General features: G+C 70.1%; 20 protein-coding genes and 1 riboswitch. Of the genes, 11 read left to right on the plus strand and 9 right to left on the minus strand.

Annotated features, from left to right (window positions below; translation table 11 throughout):
* The first annotated feature begins 6 nt into the window (after positions 1-6).
* A complete protein-coding gene (locus tag BLP62_RS05800) occupies positions 7-1,047 on the plus strand; it encodes an Atu2307/SP_0267 family LLM class monooxygenase (RefSeq protein WP_093006785.1) in 1,041 nt (346 codons plus the stop codon).
* Here BLP62_RS05800 and BLP62_RS05805 read toward each other — a convergent pair.
* The 7 genes from BLP62_RS05805 to BLP62_RS05835 are packed head-to-tail and all read right to left on the minus strand — an operon-like array spanning position 1,025 to position 7,366.
* Positions 1,025-2,074 (minus strand): sulfate adenylyltransferase, encoded by a 1,050-nt coding sequence (locus tag BLP62_RS05805; RefSeq protein WP_093006787.1) that lies wholly within the window; start codon positions 2,072-2,074, stop codon positions 1,025-1,027. The two genes, BLP62_RS05800 and BLP62_RS05805, sit on opposite strands and share 23 nt — an antisense overlap.
* Before the next feature lie 2 nt (positions 2,075-2,076).
* Positions 2,077-2,799 (minus strand): uroporphyrinogen-III C-methyltransferase, encoded by a 723-nt coding sequence (cobA, locus tag BLP62_RS05810; RefSeq protein WP_093006789.1) that lies wholly within the window; start codon positions 2,797-2,799, stop codon positions 2,077-2,079.
* Positions 2,792-3,532 carry a sulfite exporter TauE/SafE family protein gene (locus BLP62_RS05815; RefSeq protein ID WP_093006791.1) on the minus strand — a complete coding sequence of 247 codons (741 nt, stop codon included), beginning with the start codon at positions 3,530-3,532 and terminating at the stop codon, positions 2,792-2,794. The genes cobA and BLP62_RS05815 overlap by 8 nt, the downstream gene beginning before the upstream one ends.
* A complete protein-coding gene (locus BLP62_RS05820; RefSeq protein ID WP_093006793.1) occupies positions 3,533-4,201 on the minus strand; it encodes a phosphoadenylyl-sulfate reductase in 669 nt (222 codons plus the stop codon).
* Positions 4,189-4,839: a precorrin-2 dehydrogenase/sirohydrochlorin ferrochelatase family protein gene (locus BLP62_RS05825; RefSeq protein WP_093006795.1), complete on the minus strand. Its 651-nt coding sequence runs from the start codon at positions 4,837-4,839 to the stop codon at positions 4,189-4,191. Before BLP62_RS05825 ends, BLP62_RS05820 begins: the two co-directional genes overlap by 13 nt.
* Positions 4,836-5,597, minus strand: coding sequence for a uroporphyrinogen-III synthase (locus BLP62_RS05830; RefSeq protein WP_093006851.1), 762 nt, complete (start codon positions 5,595-5,597; stop codon positions 4,836-4,838). Before BLP62_RS05830 ends, BLP62_RS05825 begins: the two co-directional genes overlap by 4 nt.
* Before the next feature lie 11 nt (positions 5,598-5,608).
* Positions 5,609-7,366, minus strand: a complete 1,758-nt coding sequence (locus BLP62_RS05835) for a nitrite/sulfite reductase (RefSeq protein ID WP_093006797.1) — start codon at positions 7,364-7,366, stop codon at positions 5,609-5,611.
* Positions 7,367-7,610: 244 nt separating this feature from the next.
* Positions 7,611-7,720, plus strand: a riboswitch (TPP riboswitch).
* Between the two features lie 70 nt (positions 7,721-7,790).
* Here BLP62_RS05835 and thiE point away from each other — a divergent pair.
* Genes thiE through thiD form a run of 7 tightly spaced genes read left to right on the plus strand, consistent with a single transcriptional unit; the run spans position 7,791 to position 13,720 of the window.
* Complete coding sequence (gene thiE, locus BLP62_RS05840; protein ID WP_093006799.1) at positions 7,791-8,411, plus strand: thiamine phosphate synthase; 621 nt, start codon at positions 7,791-7,793, stop codon at positions 8,409-8,411.
* Positions 8,398-8,592: a sulfur carrier protein ThiS gene (gene thiS, locus BLP62_RS05845; protein WP_093006801.1), complete on the plus strand. Its 195-nt coding sequence runs from the start codon at positions 8,398-8,400 to the stop codon at positions 8,590-8,592. Before thiE ends, thiS begins: the two co-directional genes overlap by 14 nt.
* Before the next feature lies 1 nt (position 8,593).
* The gene (locus BLP62_RS05850; RefSeq protein ID WP_093006803.1) at positions 8,594-9,400 is read left to right on the plus strand and encodes a thiazole synthase; all 807 of its coding nucleotides are present in this window, start codon (positions 8,594-8,596) and stop codon (positions 9,398-9,400) included.
* A gap of 8 nt (positions 9,401-9,408) precedes the next feature.
* Entirely contained in the window at positions 9,409-10,347 is a 939-nt protein-coding gene (locus BLP62_RS05855) for an NAD(P)/FAD-dependent oxidoreductase (RefSeq protein WP_093006805.1), read from the plus strand.
* Positions 10,334-11,641, plus strand: a complete 1,308-nt coding sequence (thiC, locus tag BLP62_RS05860) for a phosphomethylpyrimidine synthase ThiC (protein WP_093006807.1) — start codon at positions 10,334-10,336, stop codon at positions 11,639-11,641. Before BLP62_RS05855 ends, thiC begins: the two co-directional genes overlap by 14 nt.
* 4 nt (positions 11,642-11,645) lie before the next feature.
* Positions 11,646-12,947 (plus strand): MFS transporter, encoded by a 1,302-nt coding sequence (locus BLP62_RS05865; protein ID WP_093006809.1) that lies wholly within the window; start codon positions 11,646-11,648, stop codon positions 12,945-12,947.
* Positions 12,944-13,720 carry a bifunctional hydroxymethylpyrimidine kinase/phosphomethylpyrimidine kinase gene (thiD, locus tag BLP62_RS05870; RefSeq protein ID WP_093006811.1) on the plus strand — a complete coding sequence of 259 codons (777 nt, stop codon included), beginning with the start codon at positions 12,944-12,946 and terminating at the stop codon, positions 13,718-13,720. The genes BLP62_RS05865 and thiD overlap by 4 nt, the downstream gene beginning before the upstream one ends.
* 26 nt (positions 13,721-13,746) lie before the next feature.
* On the opposite strand, the gene BLP62_RS05875 is transcribed toward thiD, so the two are convergent.
* Complete coding sequence (locus tag BLP62_RS05875) at positions 13,747-14,499, minus strand: LamB/YcsF family protein (RefSeq protein WP_093006813.1); 753 nt, start codon at positions 14,497-14,499, stop codon at positions 13,747-13,749.
* A gap of 298 nt (positions 14,500-14,797) precedes the next feature.
* Positions 14,798-16,774: a thioredoxin domain-containing protein gene (locus BLP62_RS05880; protein ID WP_093006815.1), complete on the minus strand. Its 1,977-nt coding sequence runs from the start codon at positions 16,772-16,774 to the stop codon at positions 14,798-14,800.
* A gap of 61 nt (positions 16,775-16,835) precedes the next feature.
* Between BLP62_RS05880 and nadC the strand changes: the two genes are divergently transcribed.
* The 3 genes from nadC to BLP62_RS05895 are packed head-to-tail and all read left to right on the plus strand — an operon-like array spanning position 16,836 to position 18,358.
* A complete protein-coding gene (gene nadC, locus BLP62_RS05885; protein WP_093006817.1) occupies positions 16,836-17,684 on the plus strand; it encodes a carboxylating nicotinate-nucleotide diphosphorylase in 849 nt (282 codons plus the stop codon).
* A gap of 25 nt (positions 17,685-17,709) precedes the next feature.
* Entirely contained in the window at positions 17,710-17,958 is a 249-nt protein-coding gene (locus BLP62_RS05890; RefSeq protein ID WP_093006819.1) for a ribbon-helix-helix domain-containing protein, read from the plus strand.
* Complete coding sequence (locus BLP62_RS05895; RefSeq protein WP_093006821.1) at positions 17,942-18,358, plus strand: type II toxin-antitoxin system VapC family toxin; 417 nt, start codon at positions 17,942-17,944, stop codon at positions 18,356-18,358. Before BLP62_RS05890 ends, BLP62_RS05895 begins: the two co-directional genes overlap by 17 nt.
* Position 18,359 lies beyond the last annotated feature (1 nt).

The raw sequence follows: 18,359 nt of genomic DNA on the forward strand, positions 1-18,359 counted from the left end.
TAGGCCATGGAGCTTGGGCTTTACACCTTTGGCGAGCGCACCTTGGACCCCGACCTCGGCCGCCCCCCCACGGCCGAGGAGCGGCTTAGGCGCCTTCTGGAGGAGGCGGAGCTGGCGGAAGGGGTGGGGCTTGGGGTCTACGCCGTGGGGGAGCACCACCGGGAGGAGTACGTGGTCTCGGCCCCGGCGGTGGTCCTCGCCGCCATCGCCGCCCGCACGAAGCGGATCCGCCTCTCCAGCGCCGTGGTGGTCCTCTCCTCCGACGACCCCATCCGCGTCTTCCAGCAGTTCGCCACCCTGGACCTCCTCTCGGGGGGAAGGGCGGAGCTTTGGGTGGGCCGGGGCTCCTTCGTGGAGTCCTTCCCCCTCTTCGGCTACAACCTCGAGGACTACGAGGCCCTCTTTGAGGAGAAGCTCGCCCTCCTCCTCAAGCTCCGGGAGGAGGAGAAGGTCTTCTGGCCCGGGGGGCGGTTCACCAAGCCCATCCCCGGCCTCGGGGTCTACCCCAGGCCCAAGCAGAACCCCCTGCCCCTCTGGGTGGCGGCGGGGGGAAGCCCGGAGTCGGCGGTGCGGGCGGGCAGGCTCGGGCTTCCCCTGGTCCTCGGCATCATCGCCGGAAGCCCCAAGCGCTTCCTCCCCTTCGTGGAGCTTTACCGCAAGACCGCCCGGGAGCACGGCCACACCCCGAGGCTCGCCCTCGCGGCCCACGGCTTTCTCGCCGAGGACGACGAGGAGGCCTTCCGCTTGGCCCTTCCCGCCTTCCTCCAGGTGATGAACAAGATCGGGCGGGAAAGGGGGTGGCGGCCCCTCACCCCGGAGTACTTCGCCTGGTCCAGGACCCTCGAGGGGGCCGACTTCATCGGCGACCCTGAGCGGGTGGCGGAGAAGGTCCTCTACTGGCACGAGCTCTTCCGGCCGGAAAGGCTTCTCCTGCAGCTTTCCGTGGGCACCCTGCCCCACGCCCGGGTGCTCAGGGCCATTGAGCTTTTGGGCACCGAGGTCCTGCCCCGGGTGGAGCGGGCCCTCAGACCCCCCGCCGGAGGATAGGCCAAAGCTCCGGCCGGACGAGCTCCGGGGGCGGGGCCTTTCCCTCCCGGAGGAGGGCCCGGACCTTGGTCATGCTGATGGCCGTGCGCTTCTCCCGGTGGCCCTCGGGGCAGGTCCTCTCCGAGGCGATGCCGCCACACAAGGGGCAGTGGAAGACCGCCCCCACCTTGACGATCTCAATCCCCAAGGGGGGAAGCCGGTCAAAGATCCGGTGGGCGGCGTAGGGGTCGTAGAAGTCCCCCACCCCGGCGTGGTCCCGGCCCACCAGGAAGTGGGTGGCCCCGAAGTTCTTGCGCACCAGGGCGTGGAAGACCGCCTCCTTGGGCCCGGCGTAGCGCATGGGGGTGGCGAGGCCGAAAAAGGCCACCCGCTCCTGGGGAAGGAAGTCCCTGATCAGGGCCCGGTAGGCCTCCACGATGACCTCCGTGGGGAAGTCGTCTGGCTTCTTGCTCCCGAGGATGGGGTGGACCAGGACCCCGTCGGCAAGCTCCAGGCCGAGCCTTATGAGGTACTCGTGGGCCCGGTGGGGGGCGTTGCGCGTCTGGAAGGCCACCACCTTCTGCCAGCCCCTTTCCCGGAAGAAGGCCCGCACCTCCTCCGGGGTCTTCTCCAGGGGGGTGCGGGGCCTGGGCTTTAGGACCTCCACCCGGCCCGCCAGGGCGTAGGGGCCCTTGCCGTAGAGCCGGGCCACCCCGGGGTGGGCCTCGCTTTCCGTGCCGAAGACGGCCCGGGCGAGGGCCTTTAGGTCCAGCTCGTAGGCCTCGGCCACGTGGAGGAGGGCGACCCGTTCCCCCCTGTGGAGGAGGGCCACGGTGTCCCCCGGGCCTACCCTGGGCCTTTCCCGGAACTGGAGGAGGAGGGGGATCGTCCAGACCTCCCCCGTGGGAAGGCGCATCTCGTGGGCCACGCTTAGGGCCTCCTCCCGGGTCATGAAGCCCTTGACGGGGAGGAAGGCCCCCGTGGCCAGGTTCTCCAGGTCCAGCCTCTCGTCCTCGCCGATCTCCAAAGCGGGAAGGGTTTCCACCACGGCTAACCTCCCAGGGCCAAAGCGTCCACAGGCGCTTCCTTCTCGGCGAACACGCGCACCACCTCGCCCAGGATCCAAAGGGCGGGGGCCTCCACCGCCACCTTTCCTCCGGCCACCTCCTCGAGGGCGGCGAGGACGCGGCGCTCCTTCGGGGTGGAGGCCCGCTCCACGAAGAGGGTGGGCTCCCTAGGGTCCCGTCCCAGGCGGAGGAGCTCCTTGGCGATCCAGACCCTCCGCTTCACCCCCATGAGGACCACCAGGGTGGGGACCTGGGCGAAGGGCCTGAGGTCCGGATAGCCTCCCCCCTCCAAGACCCCCGAGACCGCGGCGAAGCCGTGGGCGAGGCCCCGGTGGGTGAGGGGAAGCCCGGAGGCGAGGAGGCTCGTCACCCCGGGGACGACCTCCACGGGGACGCCGTGCCGGAGGAGGAAAAGCCCCTCCTCCCCGCCCCGGCCGAAGACCATGGGGTCGCCCCCTTTGAGGCGGACCACGAAGGGGTGGGCCTGGGCGTAGCGGAGGAGGAGGCGGTGGATCCCTTCCTGCTTGGCGCTCTCCCCCTCCTCCTTGCCCACGTAGACCTTTTCCCCGGGGGCGAGGGCGAGGACCCTCTCGTCCACGAGCCGGTCGTAGAGGACCACGGGGGCCTCCTTGAGGAGGCGGTAGGCCTTGAGGGTCAAAAGCTCCGGGTCCCCGGGGCCCGCCCCCACCAGGTAGACCCTACCCATGGGCCACCCCCCGGTAGATGAGCTGGCCTCCGACGAAGAGGAGCCAGAGGAGGAGGGCGAGCCTTAAGGGCTCCTTGGGAAGCCGGGTGGCGAAGAGGGCCCCGAGAAGCCCCCCCGCCACCCCGCCCGAGGCCAGGGCGAGGAGGAGGCCTGGGGCCACCTGGCCGAAGGCGAGGTGGACCCCGCCCCCCAGGAGGGCGAGGACGAGGCCGAAGAGGAGGTCGGTGCCCACCACCTTCTGGGGGGAAAGCCGGGTGGCGTGGAGGAGGAGAAGGGTCCCCAAGGCCCCGGCCCCGGCGGAGGAGAAGCCCACCTCGAGGCCGATGCCGAAGGCCGCCGGGGGGAGAAGCCAAGGCCTTTCCCTCCCTCGTCCGACCCCCTTCAGGCCCCGCCAAAGCCCAAGCCCCGCCGAGAGGACCACGGTGAGGCCCACGAGGAGGAGGACGAGGTCCTTCGCCCCCTTGAGCTGCGTGAGGAGGAGGCTTCCCAGAAGCACCCCCGGGACCCCGCCCAAAAGGAGCCGGAAAAGCGCCCTGGGGTCCACCTGCCCCTTGAGGAGGTAGACCCCTCCCGCGGGGATCTTCACCAGGAAGCCGAAGAGGAGGGCCGTGCCCACGGCCACCTCCGGGGGAAGCCCCAGGGCGAGGATGAGGAGGGGCGCCGTAACCGTCCCCGCCCCCACCCCCGTGACCCCGATGGCGAAGGCGATGAGAAAGCCCAGAAGAAAGGCCATCTACCCCTCCTTGCCGTGCAGGTGGATGCCGCACTCCAGCTTGCCCTTTCCCGCCCAGCGGCCCGAGCGGGGGTCCGAGGGGTCTAAGGGCTTCGCCGTGCAGGGGGCGCAGCCGATGGAGAGGTAGCCCTGGTCGTAGAGGGGGAGGTAGGGGAGGTCCTGCACGGCCAGGTAGGCGAAGACCTCCTTAAACGTCCAGTCGTAGAGGGGGTTCACCTTCTTCAGGCGGTGGCCCGAGGGGAGGACAGCCTCTTCCAAGGGCTGGAGGTGGGCGCGGGTGGGGGACTGCTCCCGCCTAAGCCCCGTGAACCAGGTATCGTAGGCCTCCAGGGCGGCGAAGAGGGGCTCCACCTTGCGGAGGGCGCAGCAGCGGCCGGGGTCGGTCTCGTAGAGCCTGCCGTAGCGGGCTTCCTGCTCCTCCCGCGAGAGGCTTGGGGTGAGGTTGAGGAGGCGGAAGCCGAGCTTTTTTCGCATTTCGTCCCGGTAGGCGTAGACCTCGGGGAAGTGGTAGCCCGTGTCCAGGAAGAGGACGGGGATCTCGGGCTTTTCCTTGAGGAGGAGGTGGAGGACCACCACGTCCTCCGCCTGGAAGCTGCAGGTGAAGCAGGGGTTTCGGCTTTGGGCCAGGGCTTCTTGGATCAGGCTCCGGGCCGCCTTCACCTTGTCCATGCCGCCACCTCCTTTAGGGCCTCCTCGGCCTTCTCCTTGGCTCTCCCTAGGCCCTCCCTGGGGTCTAGGTCCAGCTCCTCCAGGGCCTGGTCCACGATGCGGTACCAGAGGCGCTTCCTTTCCTCAAAGCTCGGGATTTGGGCGATCCTGGGCCTCAGGGTGCGGAGGAAGGCCACGAGCTCCCCGTAGGCCTCGGGGAAAAGCCCCGCCAGGCGCTCCTTGAGCCGCACGGCGAGGGCGGGGGCGGCCCCCGAGGTGGAGAGGGCCACCAAGAGCTCCCCGCGCCTGAGGACGGCGGGGAGGATGGCGCTCGCGTTCTGGGGGTCGTCCACGGCCACGAGGAAGACGCCCCTCCGGTCGGCCTCCGCCTTGACCCTGGGGTGGATGGCCTTGTCCTTGGGGTGGCTCACCACCAGGAAGTGGCCTTCCAGGTCCCCTTCCCGATAGCCCCGCCTGAGCCAGCGGATCTTGCCTTCCCGTTCCAGCGCCTCCAGGCCGAAGGGGTCCTCTTCGGCGAGGACGGTGACGCGCGCCCCCGCCTCGAGGAGGGCCTTGAGCTTCACGGGGGTTTCGGGCCCCCCGGCGATGAGGAGGACGGGGCGGCCCTTTAGGTCCAGCATCAGGGGGAAGTAGGTCACGCCACCTCCTTCTGCAGGGCGCGTTTGAAGCCCTGGAGCAGGCTTCCCAGCCGCTCGGCCTCGTCCACGTAGAAGGGCTTGACCCCCCACTCCCTTAGGGCGTCGGCGGTGACCCGGCCCACGGCGAGGGCCTTGACCCGGGTGTTGAGGGCTTCCCTCAGGGCCTCGGGGTCCTTCGCCCCCTCAAAGAGGAACTCCACCTGAATGGCGGCCACGAAGGCGAGGGCGTCCACCTCCCCTCCGAGGACGGCCTCCTCGAGGCGGAGGAGGCCCTCGGGGTCCGGGAGGTGGCGGTAGGGCATGAGGGGAAGGACCCGGTAGCCCCGTTCCGCCAGGGCGTTTTCCAGGAAGGGGATGGGCTTCCCGTAAAGCTGGAGGGCGGCCACGCCTCCTCCTTGGGGAAGGAGGGGGAGGAGGCTTTGGGAGGTGCCGTCCCCCACGGCGTGGGGGGGAAGGCCCGCCTCCTTGAGGGCCCGCGCCGCCTTGGCCCCCCGGGCCAGGCGGAGGGCCCCCTCCAGGGGCTTTTTCAGGTCCAGACCCAGGGCCTTGCCCGCCTCCAGGAGGTCCCTCACCCCCACCCCGGTGGTGGCCAGGAAGAGGTCCACCCCTTGGGCGAGGGCCCGGACCTGGTCCCGGTACTCGGGGACGGGGACCTTCTCCGTGGCCTGGACGGGAAAGAGGAGGGGGGTGAAGCCGAGCTTCTCCGCCAGGGCTTTAAACGCGTCCTTTCGCCTGAGTCCCGCGTAGGCCACGCGCACGGCGTCCTCCTTTAAACGGCGCACTCCCCGCGCCCGAGCTGCACGCTGAAGGCCTCTCCTTCCGCCCCCAGGTCCTGGTAGAACTCGGGGGCCTCCTCGTAGGGGGGGACCTCCTGGAGGTCCTGGAGGAGGGGCTTGAAGGAGGCCGCCCCCACCCGGTCCAGGTACGCCTGGAAGCTTTCCCCGTTTTGCCTTTCCTCCAGGTAGCGCTTTAGGATCCTCTCCACCGCCTCGGGGACCCGCCTCGCCGGGATCCTCCCCACCACCTGCCCGAAGCGGGCCTCCCCCTCCCGGGTCCTCCCGCCCAGGAGGAGGACGTAGTGGGGCACCTCCCTCTCTCCCACCTTGCGGCTTGAGCCGTAGAAGCCGATGTCGGCGATGTGGTGCTGGCCGCAGGAGTTGGGGCAGCCGGAGATCTTGACGCCGATGGCCTTGGCCCCCGGGTCCTGGGCCAGGGGGAGGGCGGAGAGGTGGGCCTCGAGGGCCTGGGCGAGCCCCCGGGAGCGGGTGATGGCCAGGTTGCAGGTGTCGGCCCCGGGGCAGCGGGTGATGTCCAGGAGGGTGTGGGCTTCAGGCCAGGCGAGCCCCGCCTCCAAAAGGGCCTCGTAGAGCCCTCCCAGGGCCTCCTCGGGGACGAAGCGGAGGAGGAGGTTCTGGCTGATGGCGCTCCGGACCTCGGCGGCGTAGGTCTCGGCGATGGCCGCCAGGGCCCGGAGCCCCTCCGGGGTGATGTCCCCCAAGGGGAGGCGGACGGTGACGGTGTAAAAGCCCTCCTGCTTCTGCTTGAAGAGGTTGGTGCGCCGCCAGGCGTCAAAGCCGGGGGCAAAGGAGAAGGGCTTTTTGGGCGGGCTGGGAAGCCTTGGAGGCTCGGGCTCTGGAGGCGGGGCCCAGGCCTTAAGGTCCTCCCCCGTGGCCGTGAGCTTGACGAGGCGCCTCTCCTCCCGCACCGCCTCCCGGAAGGCGGCGATCCCCCACTTCTTCACCAGGAACTTGAGCCGGGCCTGGGTCAAGACCTTGCGGTTCCCGTAGCGGTCAAAGAGGCGGACGATGGCCAGCATGGTGGGGAGGAGGTCCTCCTCGGGGGTAAAAGGCTCCAAAAGCTCGGCGCTCATGGGGGCGGCCCCTAAGCCCCCGCCCACGTAGACGCGGAACCCCCGTTTTCCCCCTTCCAAGGCCGCCACCACCCCGATGTCGTGGATGGGGGTGCGGGCGTGGTCCGTGGCGCACCCCTCAAAGGCGATCTTGAACTTCCGGGGGAGGTTCTGCCCCACGGGGTGGCGGAGGAAGTAGCGGTAGGCGGCCTCGGCGTAGGGGGTCACGTCAAAGGGTTCCTCGGGGGAGACGCCGGCGTAGGGGCAGCAGGTGATGGCCCGGATGGAGTGGCCGCAGGCCTCGCGGGTGGTGAGGCCCACGGCGTTCACCGCCCTCAGGACCTTGGGCACGTCCCGGCGGTGGACGTGGTGGAGCTGGACCGCCTGGCGGGTGGTCACGTGGGCCAGGCGGTTTTCCGCATAGCCCTCGGCCACGTCCGCGAGAACCCTGAGGCCCTCGGGGGTGATCCGCCCCACGGGGAGCTTGATGCGGATCATGTGGTGCTCGGGGCGGCCCCGGATGCCGTAGATGCCGTTTTTGAGCCGGAAGACCCGGAAGTCCTCGGGGTCCTCCTCCCCGGCCTCGAGGCGGGCGATCATGGCCTCCAGGTACCGGATCTCCGCCTCCGCCGCCGGGTCCAGGCGCGCGCCGCTGAACCTTTCCACAGGCCCTGCCATCCCTCACCTCCAACTCCGACCCCCGGTCCAGGGGGTTGGTGGGAATGGTATACCATTGAGCACATGAAAGTCAAGGGTATAAGGCCCCCTGGCGAGGCCGCTGGCGGTGAGGAGGGCCCTCAGGAGCAGCGCCCCTGCCGCCCGGGAGCGGGAGGGCCCGCCGTGCGCCGTCCCCTAGGGCAGCGGCGTGGACGCTTAGTGTGGCCTGGCTTGCCTTCCCAGGTTCGGGGCGTGCTATAGTGGGGGGGCAGGCTAGGGGTGCCCGAATGGAAGGGCTGAGAGCTGGGTTTCTCCCAGCAACCCTTGGAACCTGATCCGGGTAATGCCGGCGGAGGGAAGCCTATGCGGAAGACCCGAATCCCCCAAAACCTAGCCCCCTTCGGGCCGCGTGGGCCTTTCCCGCTGGCCTAGGGGGGGTGAAAGGTTGCTTGGAAGGCTCTACCTGGTGGTGACCCCAAGGCCCGGTTGGACCTTTGCGGAGACCCTGGACCGCACGGAAAGGGCCTTGGCGGGCGGCGTGGAGGTTTTGCAGCTCAGGGCCAAGGACTGGGAGGCGCGGCCTACTTTGGAGCTCGGGGAGAGGATGCTCGCCCTCGCCCGGCGCCACGGGGTGCCCTTCTTCCTGAACGACCGCCCCGACCTCGCCGCCCTCCTGGGGGCGGACGGGGTGCACCTGGGGCAGGGTGACCTTACCCCCGAGGAGGCGCGGCGCTTTTTCCGCGGGATGGTGGGCCGCTCCACCCACGCCCCGGAGCAGGCCCTGCGGGCCCTGGAGGAGGGGGTGGACTACCTCTCCGTAGGCCCCGTGTGGGAGACCCCCACGAAGCCGGGCAGGCCCGCCGCGGGGCTCGCCTACGTGCGCTGGGCGGCGGAGAACCTGGGGGAGAAGCCCTGGTACGCCATCGGGGGGATTGACCTGGGGAACCTGGACCGGGTCCTAGAGGCCGGGGCCAGGCGCATCGTGGTGGTCCGGGCCATCCTGGATGCCCCTGACCCCGAGCGGGCGGCCCGCGCCCTTAGGGAGAGGCTTTATGGTGTGGCTTAACGGGGAGCCCAAGCCCTTGGAGGGAAAGACCCTCAAGGAGGTCTTGGAGGAGCTCGGCGTGGAGCTTAAGGGGGTCGCCGTCCTCCTCAACGGGGAGGCCTTCTTGGGCCTCGAGGCCCCGGACCGCCCCTTGCGGGACGGGGACGTGGTGGAGGTGGTGGCCCTGATGCAGGGGGGCTAGCATGGACACCTGGAAGGTGGGTCCCGTAGAGCTCAAAAGCCGCCTCATCCTGGGGTCCGGCAAGTACAAGGACTTCGGGGTGATGCGGGAGGCCATCGCCGCCGCGGGGGCCGAGGTGGTCACGGTCTCCGTGAGGCGGGTGGAGCTCAAGGCCCCGGGGCACGTGGGGCTTCTGGAGGCTTTGGAGGGGGTTAGGCTTCTCCCCAACACCGCCGGGGCCCGCACGGCCGAGGAGGCGGTGCGCCTCGCCCGGCTGGGCCGCCTCCTCACCGGGGAGAGGTGGGTGAAGCTCGAGGTCATCCCCGACCCCACCTACCTCCTCCCCGATCCCCTGGAGACCCTGAAGGCGGCGGAGAGGCTTTTGGAGGAGGATTTCCTCGTCCTCCCCTACATGGGGCCGGACCTCGTCCTCGCCAAAAGGCTCGCCGCCTTGGGCACGGCCACGGTGATGCCCCTCGCCGCCCCCATCGGCTCGGGCTGGGGGGTGCGGACGAGGGCCCTTCTGGAGCTTTTCGCCCGGGAGAAGGCAAGCCTTCCCCCGGTGGTGGTGGACGCGGGGCTCGGCCTCCCCTCCCACGCGGCCGAGGTGATGGAGCTCGGCCTGGACGCCGTCTTGGTGAACACCGCCATCGCCGAGGCCCAAGACCCCCCCGCCATGGCCGAGGCCTTCCGGCTTGCGGTGGAGGCGGGGAGGAAGGCCTACCTCGCGGGGCCCATGCGGCCTAAGGAGGCGGCAAGCCCCTCTAGCCCGGTGGAGGGGGTGCCTTTTACCCCGACCGGGCTTGCGCCCGGTCGGGGGCCCCAGTAGGAGGAGCCATGAGGGCGGACGTGGCCGTGGTGGGGGCGGGGATCATCGGGGTCCTCGCCGCCTACGAGCTCGCCAAGCGGGGGGTGGCCGTGGCCCTCCTGGACGCGGAGAGGCCCGGGGCCGCCACCTTCGCGAGCGCGGGGATGCTCGCCCCTTACCCCGAGGGGCTTTCGGGGGAGCTTCTGGAGGCGGGGCTATACGGCCTCGCCCGCTACCCCGAGCTCCTCGCCGAGCTTAAGGAAAGGGGCCTCGAGGTGGAGGCGGCCTTTTCCGGCACCTGGGTGGCGGCCCTCACCCCCTCGGAAAAGGAGGCCTGGGAGGCGGAGGCCCCCTCCCCCTACCCGGTCCGGGGGACCTTGGGGGCGAGGCGCTTCCCCGGGGGGTTCGTCCACCCCAGGAGGCTTCGGGAGGCCCTACTCCAGGCCTTCCAGGACCTAGGGGGCACCTACCTCCGGGCCGAGGTGGAGGGGGTGGAGGGGGGGAGGGTCTATTGGGGGGAAGGGGCCCTTAGGGCCCGCTTCGTCCTCCTCTCCGTGGGGGCCTGGGGAGGGAGGTTCGGCCTAAGGGTCAGGCCCCTCAAGGGGGAGGCGTTGCTCCTAGAGGGCGAGGCCCCGCCCGGGCCCCTTTTCGCCGGGGAGGGGTACCTCCTCTCCCGGGAGGGCGGGGTCTACGTGGGGGCCACGCAGAGGGAGGGGTGGGAAGAGGGGGTGGACCTCTTCGGCCTCAGGTGGCTTGCGGACTACGCCCACGAGCGCTTTCCCCTCTTGGAAGGGGCCCGCTTTAGGGGGGTGGTCTGGGGGTATAGACCCGTGGGGGAGCTCTTCGTGGGCGAGGTGGGGGAAGGCGTGTACGCGGCCGTGGGGCACGGGAGGAACGGGGTCCTCCTCGCCCCTTGGACGGCAAAGAGGCTCTTAGGGCTTTTGGGGGTGGAAGATGACGCAGCTTGAGGCGGCGAGGAAAGGGAAGATCACCGAGGAGATGGCCTACGTGGCCGAGAAGGAGGGGGTTTCCCCCGAGTTCGTGCGGGAAGGGGTGGCGGCAGGCCGGATCGTCATCCCCAGGAACCCCAACCACACGACCCTCACCGACTTCAAGGGGATCGGGGAGGGGCTTTCCGTCAAGGTGAACGCCAACCTGGGCACCTCCTACGACTACGTGGACGTGGAGGAGGAGGTGGAGAAGGCCAGGGTGGCCATCCGGTACGGGGCAGACACCCTCATGGACCTCTCCACCGGGGGAGACCTCAAGGCGATCCGCAAGCGGATCCTGGAGGTGGCCACCGTCCCCTTGGGCACCGTGCCCATCTACGAGGCGGAGTTTCGGGCGGCTAGGCGCAAGAACTTCTTTGACATGTCGGCGGACGAGCTCTTCCAGGTGATTGAGGAGCACGGCAAGGAGGGGGTGGACTACATCACCGTGCACGTGGGGGTGACCCTGAGGAACCTCGAGGTCTACCGGAATAGCCCCCGCACCACGGGCATCGTGAGCCGGGGCGGGGGGCTCATGGCCGCCTGGATGCTCCACCGCGGCGAGGAAAACCCCCTCTACGCCCGCTTTGACGACCTCCTCTCCATCGCCCGCACCTACGACATGACCCTCTCCCTAGGGGATGGCCTGAGGCCAGGCTCCCTCGCCGACAGCACCGACCGGGCCCAGATCGCAGAGCTCCTCACCATCGGCGAGCTCGTGGAAAGGGCCAGGAGGGCTGGGGTCCAGGCCATGGTGGAAGGCCCCGGGCACATCCCCTTGAACGAGGTGGCGGCCAACGTCCAGATCCAGAAGAAGCTCACGGGGCACGCCCCCTTCTACATCCTGGGGATGCTTCCCGTGGACACCGCCGCGGGGTTTGACCACATCGCCGGGGCCATCGGCGGGGCCTTGGCGGGGTGGTGGGGTGCGGACATGCTCTGCTACCTCACCCCAGCGGAGCACCTGGGCCTGCCCACCCCTGAGCACGTGAAGCAAGGGGTGATCGCCTTTAAGATCGCCGCCCACGCCGCCGACGTGGCCCGGGGGAACAAAAGGGCCCTGGAGAGGAACCGGAGGATGTCCGAGGCCCGCTACCGGTTGGACTGGGAGGGCCAGTTCGCCCTCGCCCTCTTCCCCGAGGAGGCGAGGCGCCTCAAGGAGGAACGGGGTTCCAAGACCAAGGCCTGCAGCATGTGCGGCCCCTTCTGCCCCATGAACCTGGTGGAGGCGGTGCTCAAGGGGAAGGGGCGGATGGAGCTTCCGGTAGCCTGAGGCCATGGACGCCCTCGCCCGTCTGGAACGCCTGCCCTTGGGGAGGCCCCACCTTAGGCTCCTCTTCCTCCTCGGGTTCGGCTGGGCCCTGGACGCCATGGACGTGGGGCTCATCAGCTTCACCCTGCCCGCCCTTTCCCGGGAGTTCGGCCTGGACCCGGTGGGGGCGGGGCTTTTGGGGAGCGTGGGGCTTCTAGGGATGCTCTTTGGGGCCCTCCTCGGGGGAAGGCTCGCCGACCGGTTCGGCCGGAAGGCGGTGGTGGGGTATAGCCTCTTCCTCGCCGGGCTGGGAAGCCTCCTCACCGCTCTGGCCCCAAGCCTCCCTTGGGTTTTCGTTTTCCGCTTCTTCACGGGGCTTGGGCTAGGAGCGGAGCTTCCCGTGGCGGCAAGCCTCATGGGGGAGTTTAGCCCCAAGGCCCACCGGGGGCGGATGGTGGTCCTCCTCGAGGCTTTCTGGGCCGTGGGGTGGCTCCTCGCCGCCCTCATGGGCTACCTCCTGGTGCCCGCTTTCGGCTGGCGGGCCGCCTTCCTCGCCGGGGCCCTTCCCGCCCTTTACGCCGCCTACCTGAGGCTTTCCCTCCCTGAGTCCCCCCGCTGGCTCGTGGCCCGGGGCCGGGCGGCGGAGGCGGAGGCCCTGGTGGCCTCCTGGGAGCGGGCCTTTCCCGGGCCCCTGCCCGAGCCTCGCCCCGAGCCCGCCCCGCGCCCCCTCCCCTACGGGGCCCTCTTCCGCCCGCCCCTCCTCCGGCGCACCCTCTTCCTCGCCCTCGCCTGGTTCGCCCTGAACGCGGGCTACTACGGGGCCTTCATCTGGCTCCCCTCCCTCCTCGTGGCCCAGGGCTACACCCTGGTGCGCTCCTTGGAGTACGTCCTCCTCATCACCTTGGCCCAGGTGCCGGGCTACCTCGCGGCGGCCTTCTTGGTGGAGCGCTGGGGGAGGCGGCCCGTGCTCGTGGGGTTTTTGGGCCTTTCCGCCCTCTTCGCCTGGCTCCTCTCCCGGGCTTCCTCCCCGGGGGAGGTGCTCCTTTTCGGGGCGCTCCTCGCCTTCTTCAACCTGGGGGCCTGGGGGGCGGTCTACGCCTACACCCCGGAGCTCTTCCCCACGGCGCTTAGGGGAAGCGGGGCGGGCTTCGTGGCGGCGGTGGGCCGGGTGGGGGGGATCCTCGCCCCCTACGCCACCGGAGCCCTCCTCCCCCTTTTGGGTCCGGGCGGGGTCTTGGCCCTCCACGGGGGGCTTCTTCTCCTCGCCGGGGTCTTCGCCTTCGCCGTGGGGGTGGAGACCCGGGGCCGGTCCTTGGAGGAAGCATGAGGGTGGCCCTCACCATCGCGGGCTCCGACTCGGGGGGCGGGGCAGGGGTGCAGGCGGACCTCAAGGTCTTCTTCCGCTTCGGGGTCTACGGGACGAGCGCCCTCACCCTGGTCACCGCCCAGAACACCCTGGGGGTGCAACGGGTGCACCTCCTGCCCCCCGAGGTGGTCTACGCCCAGATAGAGAGCGTGGTCCAGGACTTCCCCCTCCACGCCGCCAAGACGGGGGCCTTGGGGGACGTGGCCATCGTGGAGGCCGTGGCCGAGGCGGTGGGGCGCTTCGGGGTCCGGCCCTTGGTGGTGGACCCGGTGATGGTGGCGAAAAGCGGGGACCCCCTCCTCGCCCCGGAGGCGGTGAGGGCGCTCAAGGAGAGGCTTTTCCCCCTGGCGGCCCTCATTACCCCGAACCGCCTCGAGGCCGAAGCCCTCCTGGGGCATTCCATCCGCACCCTGGAGGAGGCGGAGGAGGCCGCCAAGGCCCTCCTGGGACTGGGCCCCGAGGCTGTCCTCCTCAAGGGGGGGCATCTGGAGGGGGAAAGGGCGGTGGACCTTTTGGCCACTCGGGAAGGGGTCTTGCGCTTCTCTGCCCCCCGGGTCCAAACCCGCAACACCCACGGCACCGGTTGCACCCTCTCCGCCGCCATCGCCGCCCTCCTCGCCAAGGGGAGGCCCTTGGCGGAGGCGGTGGCCGAGGCCAAGGCCTACCTCACCCGGGCCCTGAAGACGGCGCCTTCCCTGGGCCAGGGCCACGGGCCTTTGGACCACTGGGCTTAAGCGCCCCGCGTTTTCCCGGGGTGGCCTCAGAAGGCCCGCACCTCCACCCCCGCCTCCTCCAGGGCCTTCCGCACCGCCCTCGCCACCTCGGGGGCGTTGGGGTTGTCTCCGTGGATGCAAAGCGTCTCGGCCCGCACCTCCACCTCTCCGCCGTCTAAGGCCTCCACCTTCCCCTCCAGCACCATGCGCAAGGCCCTCCGGGCCGCTTCCTCAGGGTCGGTGATCCAGGAACCCGGCATGGAGCGGGGAGCGAGCTGGCCGTTTCGCAGGTAGGCCCTTTCAGGGAAGGCCTCGAGGAGCACCCTTAGCCCCGCCTTCCGCGCCTCCTCCTCGTACACCGTCCCCGGGAGGACCACGAGGGGAAGCCCCGGGTCAAAGGCCTTCACCGCCAGGGCGATGGCCCTCGCCGTCTCCCGGTCGCGGCAGGCCTTGAGGTAAAGCGCCCCGTGGGGCTTCACGTGGTGGAGGGAAAGGCCCTCCGCCCTGAGGAAGGCGGAGAGGGCCCCGATCTGGTAGAGCACGTCGGCGTAGACTTCCTCCGGGGAAAGGGCCATCTCCCTTCGGCCGAAGCCCACGAGGTCGGGAAAGCCCGGGTGCGCCCCCACGGCCACCCCGTGGGCCTTGGCCAGGCGCACCGCCTCCAGGATCCGGCCCGGGCTTCCCCCGTGGAAGCCGCAGGCCAGGTTCGCCGAGGTGACCAGGGGGAAGATCTCCCGGTCGTGCCCGTAAGCGAAGGCCCCGTAGGACTCGCCCGCGTCCGCGTTCAGGTCCACCGTCATACCGCCTCCTTTCAAAGTTTAAGCGCCACCTTGGCCCCGTGGGGAAGGGCGACCTCCAGGCAGGCCTCGCTCTGCCCCGAGGAGGCTTTGGCGGAAGGTGTCCAGGGAAAGCTCCCGGTTCAGGGCGCCCCCGCCACCCCGATGGCCGCCGCCTCCGTGGGGGTGGCCATCCCCAGGTAGATGGAGCCCAGGACCAGTAAGAGGATGGGAAGGACGCACTTTGGGGGGTGTGGGCCGGCCGGTGTTCTTTTGGCCGGGGTTCTGAATGCGTTTGTGGGGACAAAAGGCACGAGCAGGTTTAATCGTGAAAAAAATCACTAGATTGTCCCCCTCCATACACCAAGCCCAGCTCCCCAAGAAGCCCCTCCACGTCCTCAACCGGCCTCCGGCAAGCCCCGCGAAGGCAGAGGTACGCCTTCCCCGCGGCCTTGCCCTTTAAGGAGGGAAGGGCTTCCTCTGGCCCTAAGACCACCTGGGTGAGGGGGAGGTAAAGCCTTAGCGCCTCCCCCGCCAGGGCGGAGGGAAGGGGGAGGATGAGCTCGGAGCCCTCCTCCAAGAGGCGGCGGGAGAGGAGAAAGCCCGGCAGGGCATGGGGGTGGCGGGAAAGCCAAAGCGCTTTGGCCTCTAGAAGCTCCCGCGCCCACTCCCGGTACCGCTCCTCGGCCAAAGGGCCTGCCAGGCGCCAAAGGGCCTCGGCCAGGGCGCTTTCCCCCGTGGGGATGGCCCCTTCCTCCACCTCGGCGGCGGGGAGGGGAAGCCCCTGGGAGGCCCGGTGTGGGCCGAAAGCCTCCCAAGCCCTCTCCGCCAGGAGCCTGGCTTGCTCCAGGTAGGGCCATTCCCCCGTGGCCCCGTAGACCTCCAAAAGGGCCAAGGCGGCGAAGGCCTGGTCGCTCAGGAAGGCTTCTTCCCCCAGGTCCCCCTCCCGCCAGACGTGGCGGAGGAGGCCTTCCCTGGCCATCCTCTCCAGGAGGAAGTGGGCTCCCTTCCGGGCGGCCTCCAGGTAGGCTCCATTCCCCAAAAGCCTCCCCGCCTCCGCCAGGGCCCTAACCGCCAGGGCGGACCAGTCGGCCAGGACCTTGTCGTCCAAGGCGGGAGGCATGCGCCGCCTACGGGCCCCTTGCAGCTTCGCCCGCACCCCTTCCCGCCAGGCGAAAAACCCCTCCCCCAGGGCTTGCCTCACCTCGGCCTCGCCCCAGGCGGTGAGGACGGACCTCTCTCCCAGGTCCTCCCCCAGGGCGAAGTAGCGCCGGGCCAGGGGGAAGTCCTCCCCCAGGGCCTCCCTAAGCTCCGCCTCGGTCCAGGTGTAGTAGCGCCCCTCCTCCCCCTCGCTTTCCGCGTCCAAGGCGCTGTGGAAGCCGCCCTCCCGGCGCTGCATGGAAAGGAGCCAGTCCAGGGTCTCCCGGGCCACCCGGAGGAAGAGGTCCTCGCCAAAGAGCTTGTAGGCTCCAAGGTAGACCCGGACGAGGAGGGCGTTGTCGTAGAGCATCTTCTCAAAGTGGGGTAGCCGCCAGAAGCGGTCCACGCTGTAGCGGTGGAACCCCCCGCCCACCTGGTCATAGAGGCCCCCCAGGGCCATAGCTCGGAGGGTCTTCCGGAGCATGGCCCCCGCCCTTTCCTCCCCCTCCCAGGCCCGGGCCAGGAGGTAGAGGAGGAGGGGCCCCTGGGGGAACTTGGGGGCGGGGAGAAACCCTCCCCACTCGGGGTCAAAGGCCCGCTCCAAGTGGTCCAAGGCCTCCTCCTCCGCGCCCTCGGGAAGGGGGCCGGGGGGCGGGGTGAGGCTTTTCCAGAGGGCCCGGGTCAGCCGCTCCGCCTCTTCCAGGACGGCCTCCCGCTTCCCCGCCCAGGCCTCGGCCACGGCCAAAAGGACCCGCCTGAAGCCGGGAAGGCCCATCCGGTCCTCCTTGGGGAAGTAGGTGCCCCCGAAGAAGGGCTTGCCCTCGGGGGTGAGGAAGAGGCTCATGGGCCAGCCCCCCTGGCCGGTGAGGCTAAGGAGGGCCCGCATGTAAGCGGCGTCCACGTCGGGGCGCTCCTCCCGGTCCACCTTCACCGGGACGAAGTGGGCGTTGAGGAGGCGGGCCACCTCCTCGTCCTGGAAGCTTTCCCGGTGCATCACGTGGCACCAGTGGCAGGCGGCGTAGCCCACGGAGAGGAAGATGGGCTTATTCTCCCTTTGCGCCTTTTGGAAGGCCTCCTCGCCGAAGGGGTACCAGTCCACGGGGTCTTCCGCGTGGGCGAGGAGGTAGGGGCTGCGGGCGGCCTTTAGGCGGTTTCCCATCCCCTTCAGGCTAAGGCGGGGGGGCCAAGGGGAAGGACCCCTTTCTTACAATGGGGGCGTGATGGGCGAAGCCTTTTGGGAAACCGGCTTGGAGGAAGCCCTAAAGGCCTGGCTCCAGGAGGACTTGGGGCACGGGGACCTCACGAGCCTCCTGGTGGTTCCGGAGGACCTCGAGGGCGAGGCCGTGATCCTCGCCAAGGAGGGGGGCGTCCTCGCGGGGCTTGGGGTGGCGGAGCGGGTTTTCGCCCTCGCGGACCCACGCACCGCCTTCACCCCCCTGGTGGCGGAGGGGGCGAGGGTGGCGGAGGGAACGGAGGTGGCCCGGATCCGGGGGGCCTTGCGGGGCATCCTCGCCGGGGAGAGGCTCGCCCTCAACCTCCTGCAACGCCTCTCCGGGATCGCCACCCTGACCCGGGCCTACGTGGAGGCCCTGGCGGGCACCAAGGCCCAGATCCTGGACACCCGCAAGACCACCCCGGGGCTTCGCGCCCTGGAGAAGTACGCCGTGCGGGTGGGCGGGGGGAGGAACCACCGCTATGGCCTCTTTGACGGGATCCTCCTCAAGGAGAACCACGTCCGGGCGGCGGGGAGCGTGGGCGAGGCGGTGCGGCGGGCCAAGGCCCGCGCCCCCCACTACCTCAAGGTGGAGGTGGAGGTCCGGGACCTCGCCGAGCTGGAGGAGGCCCTGGAGGCCGGGGCCGACCTCATCCTCCTGGACAACTTCCCCCTCGAGGCCCTAAGGGAGGCGGTGCGCCGCGTGGGGGGGCGGGTGCCCTTGGAGGCGAGCGGGAACATGACCCTGGAGCGGGCGCGGGCCGCGGCGGAGGCCGGGGTGGACTACATCTCCGTAGGGGCCCTCACCCACTCGGCCAAGGCCTTGGACCTCTCCCTTCTGGTGGTGCGTCCATGATGGCAACATGTGCTACCATGATGGCATGGTGCGCACCCAGGTGCAGCTCACCGAGGCCCAGTGGGCACGGCTCAAGGCCAAGGCCCGCGCGGAAGGGGTTTCCCTGGCGGAGCTGGTGCGCCGGGCAGTGGAGCGGTTTTTGGAGGAGGAGGAGGGCTACGAGGACAAGGCCAGGCGGGCCCTCCTCGCCCTGGGCCGCTTCGCCTCCGGCCAAGGGGATGTGAGCGAGGCCCACGACCGGTATCTGGAGGAGGCTTTTGGCCGTCTTCCTTGACACCTCGGCCCTCTACGCCCTTCTGGACCGGGACGACGCCCACCACCAGGAGGCCGCCCGGACCTTCCGGGAGCTCCTCGAGGCCCGATGGCCGCTGAAAACCCACGCCTACGTGGTGGTGGAGAGCGTGGCCCTGGTCCAAAGGCGGCTCGGCGTGGAGGCGGTCCGGGTCCTGGTCCACGACCTCATGGGGGTGGTGGAGGTAGCGCCCGTGGAGGAGGCCCTACACCGCGCCGCCCTCACGGCCCTCCTCGCCTCGGGCAGGCGGGAGGTGAGCCTGGTGGACTGGACGAGCTTCCTCTTCATGCGGGAAAGGCGGCTGGAAAAGGCCTTCGCCTACGACGAGCACTTCTGGGAACAGGGCTTCGTCTCCGTAGGGGAGGCCCTGCATAATGGGTAGG

Origin of the sequence: Thermus arciformis, from assembly GCF_900102145.1 — a bacterium.
Lineage (GTDB): Bacteria > Deinococcota > Deinococci > Deinococcales > Thermaceae > Thermus > Thermus arciformis.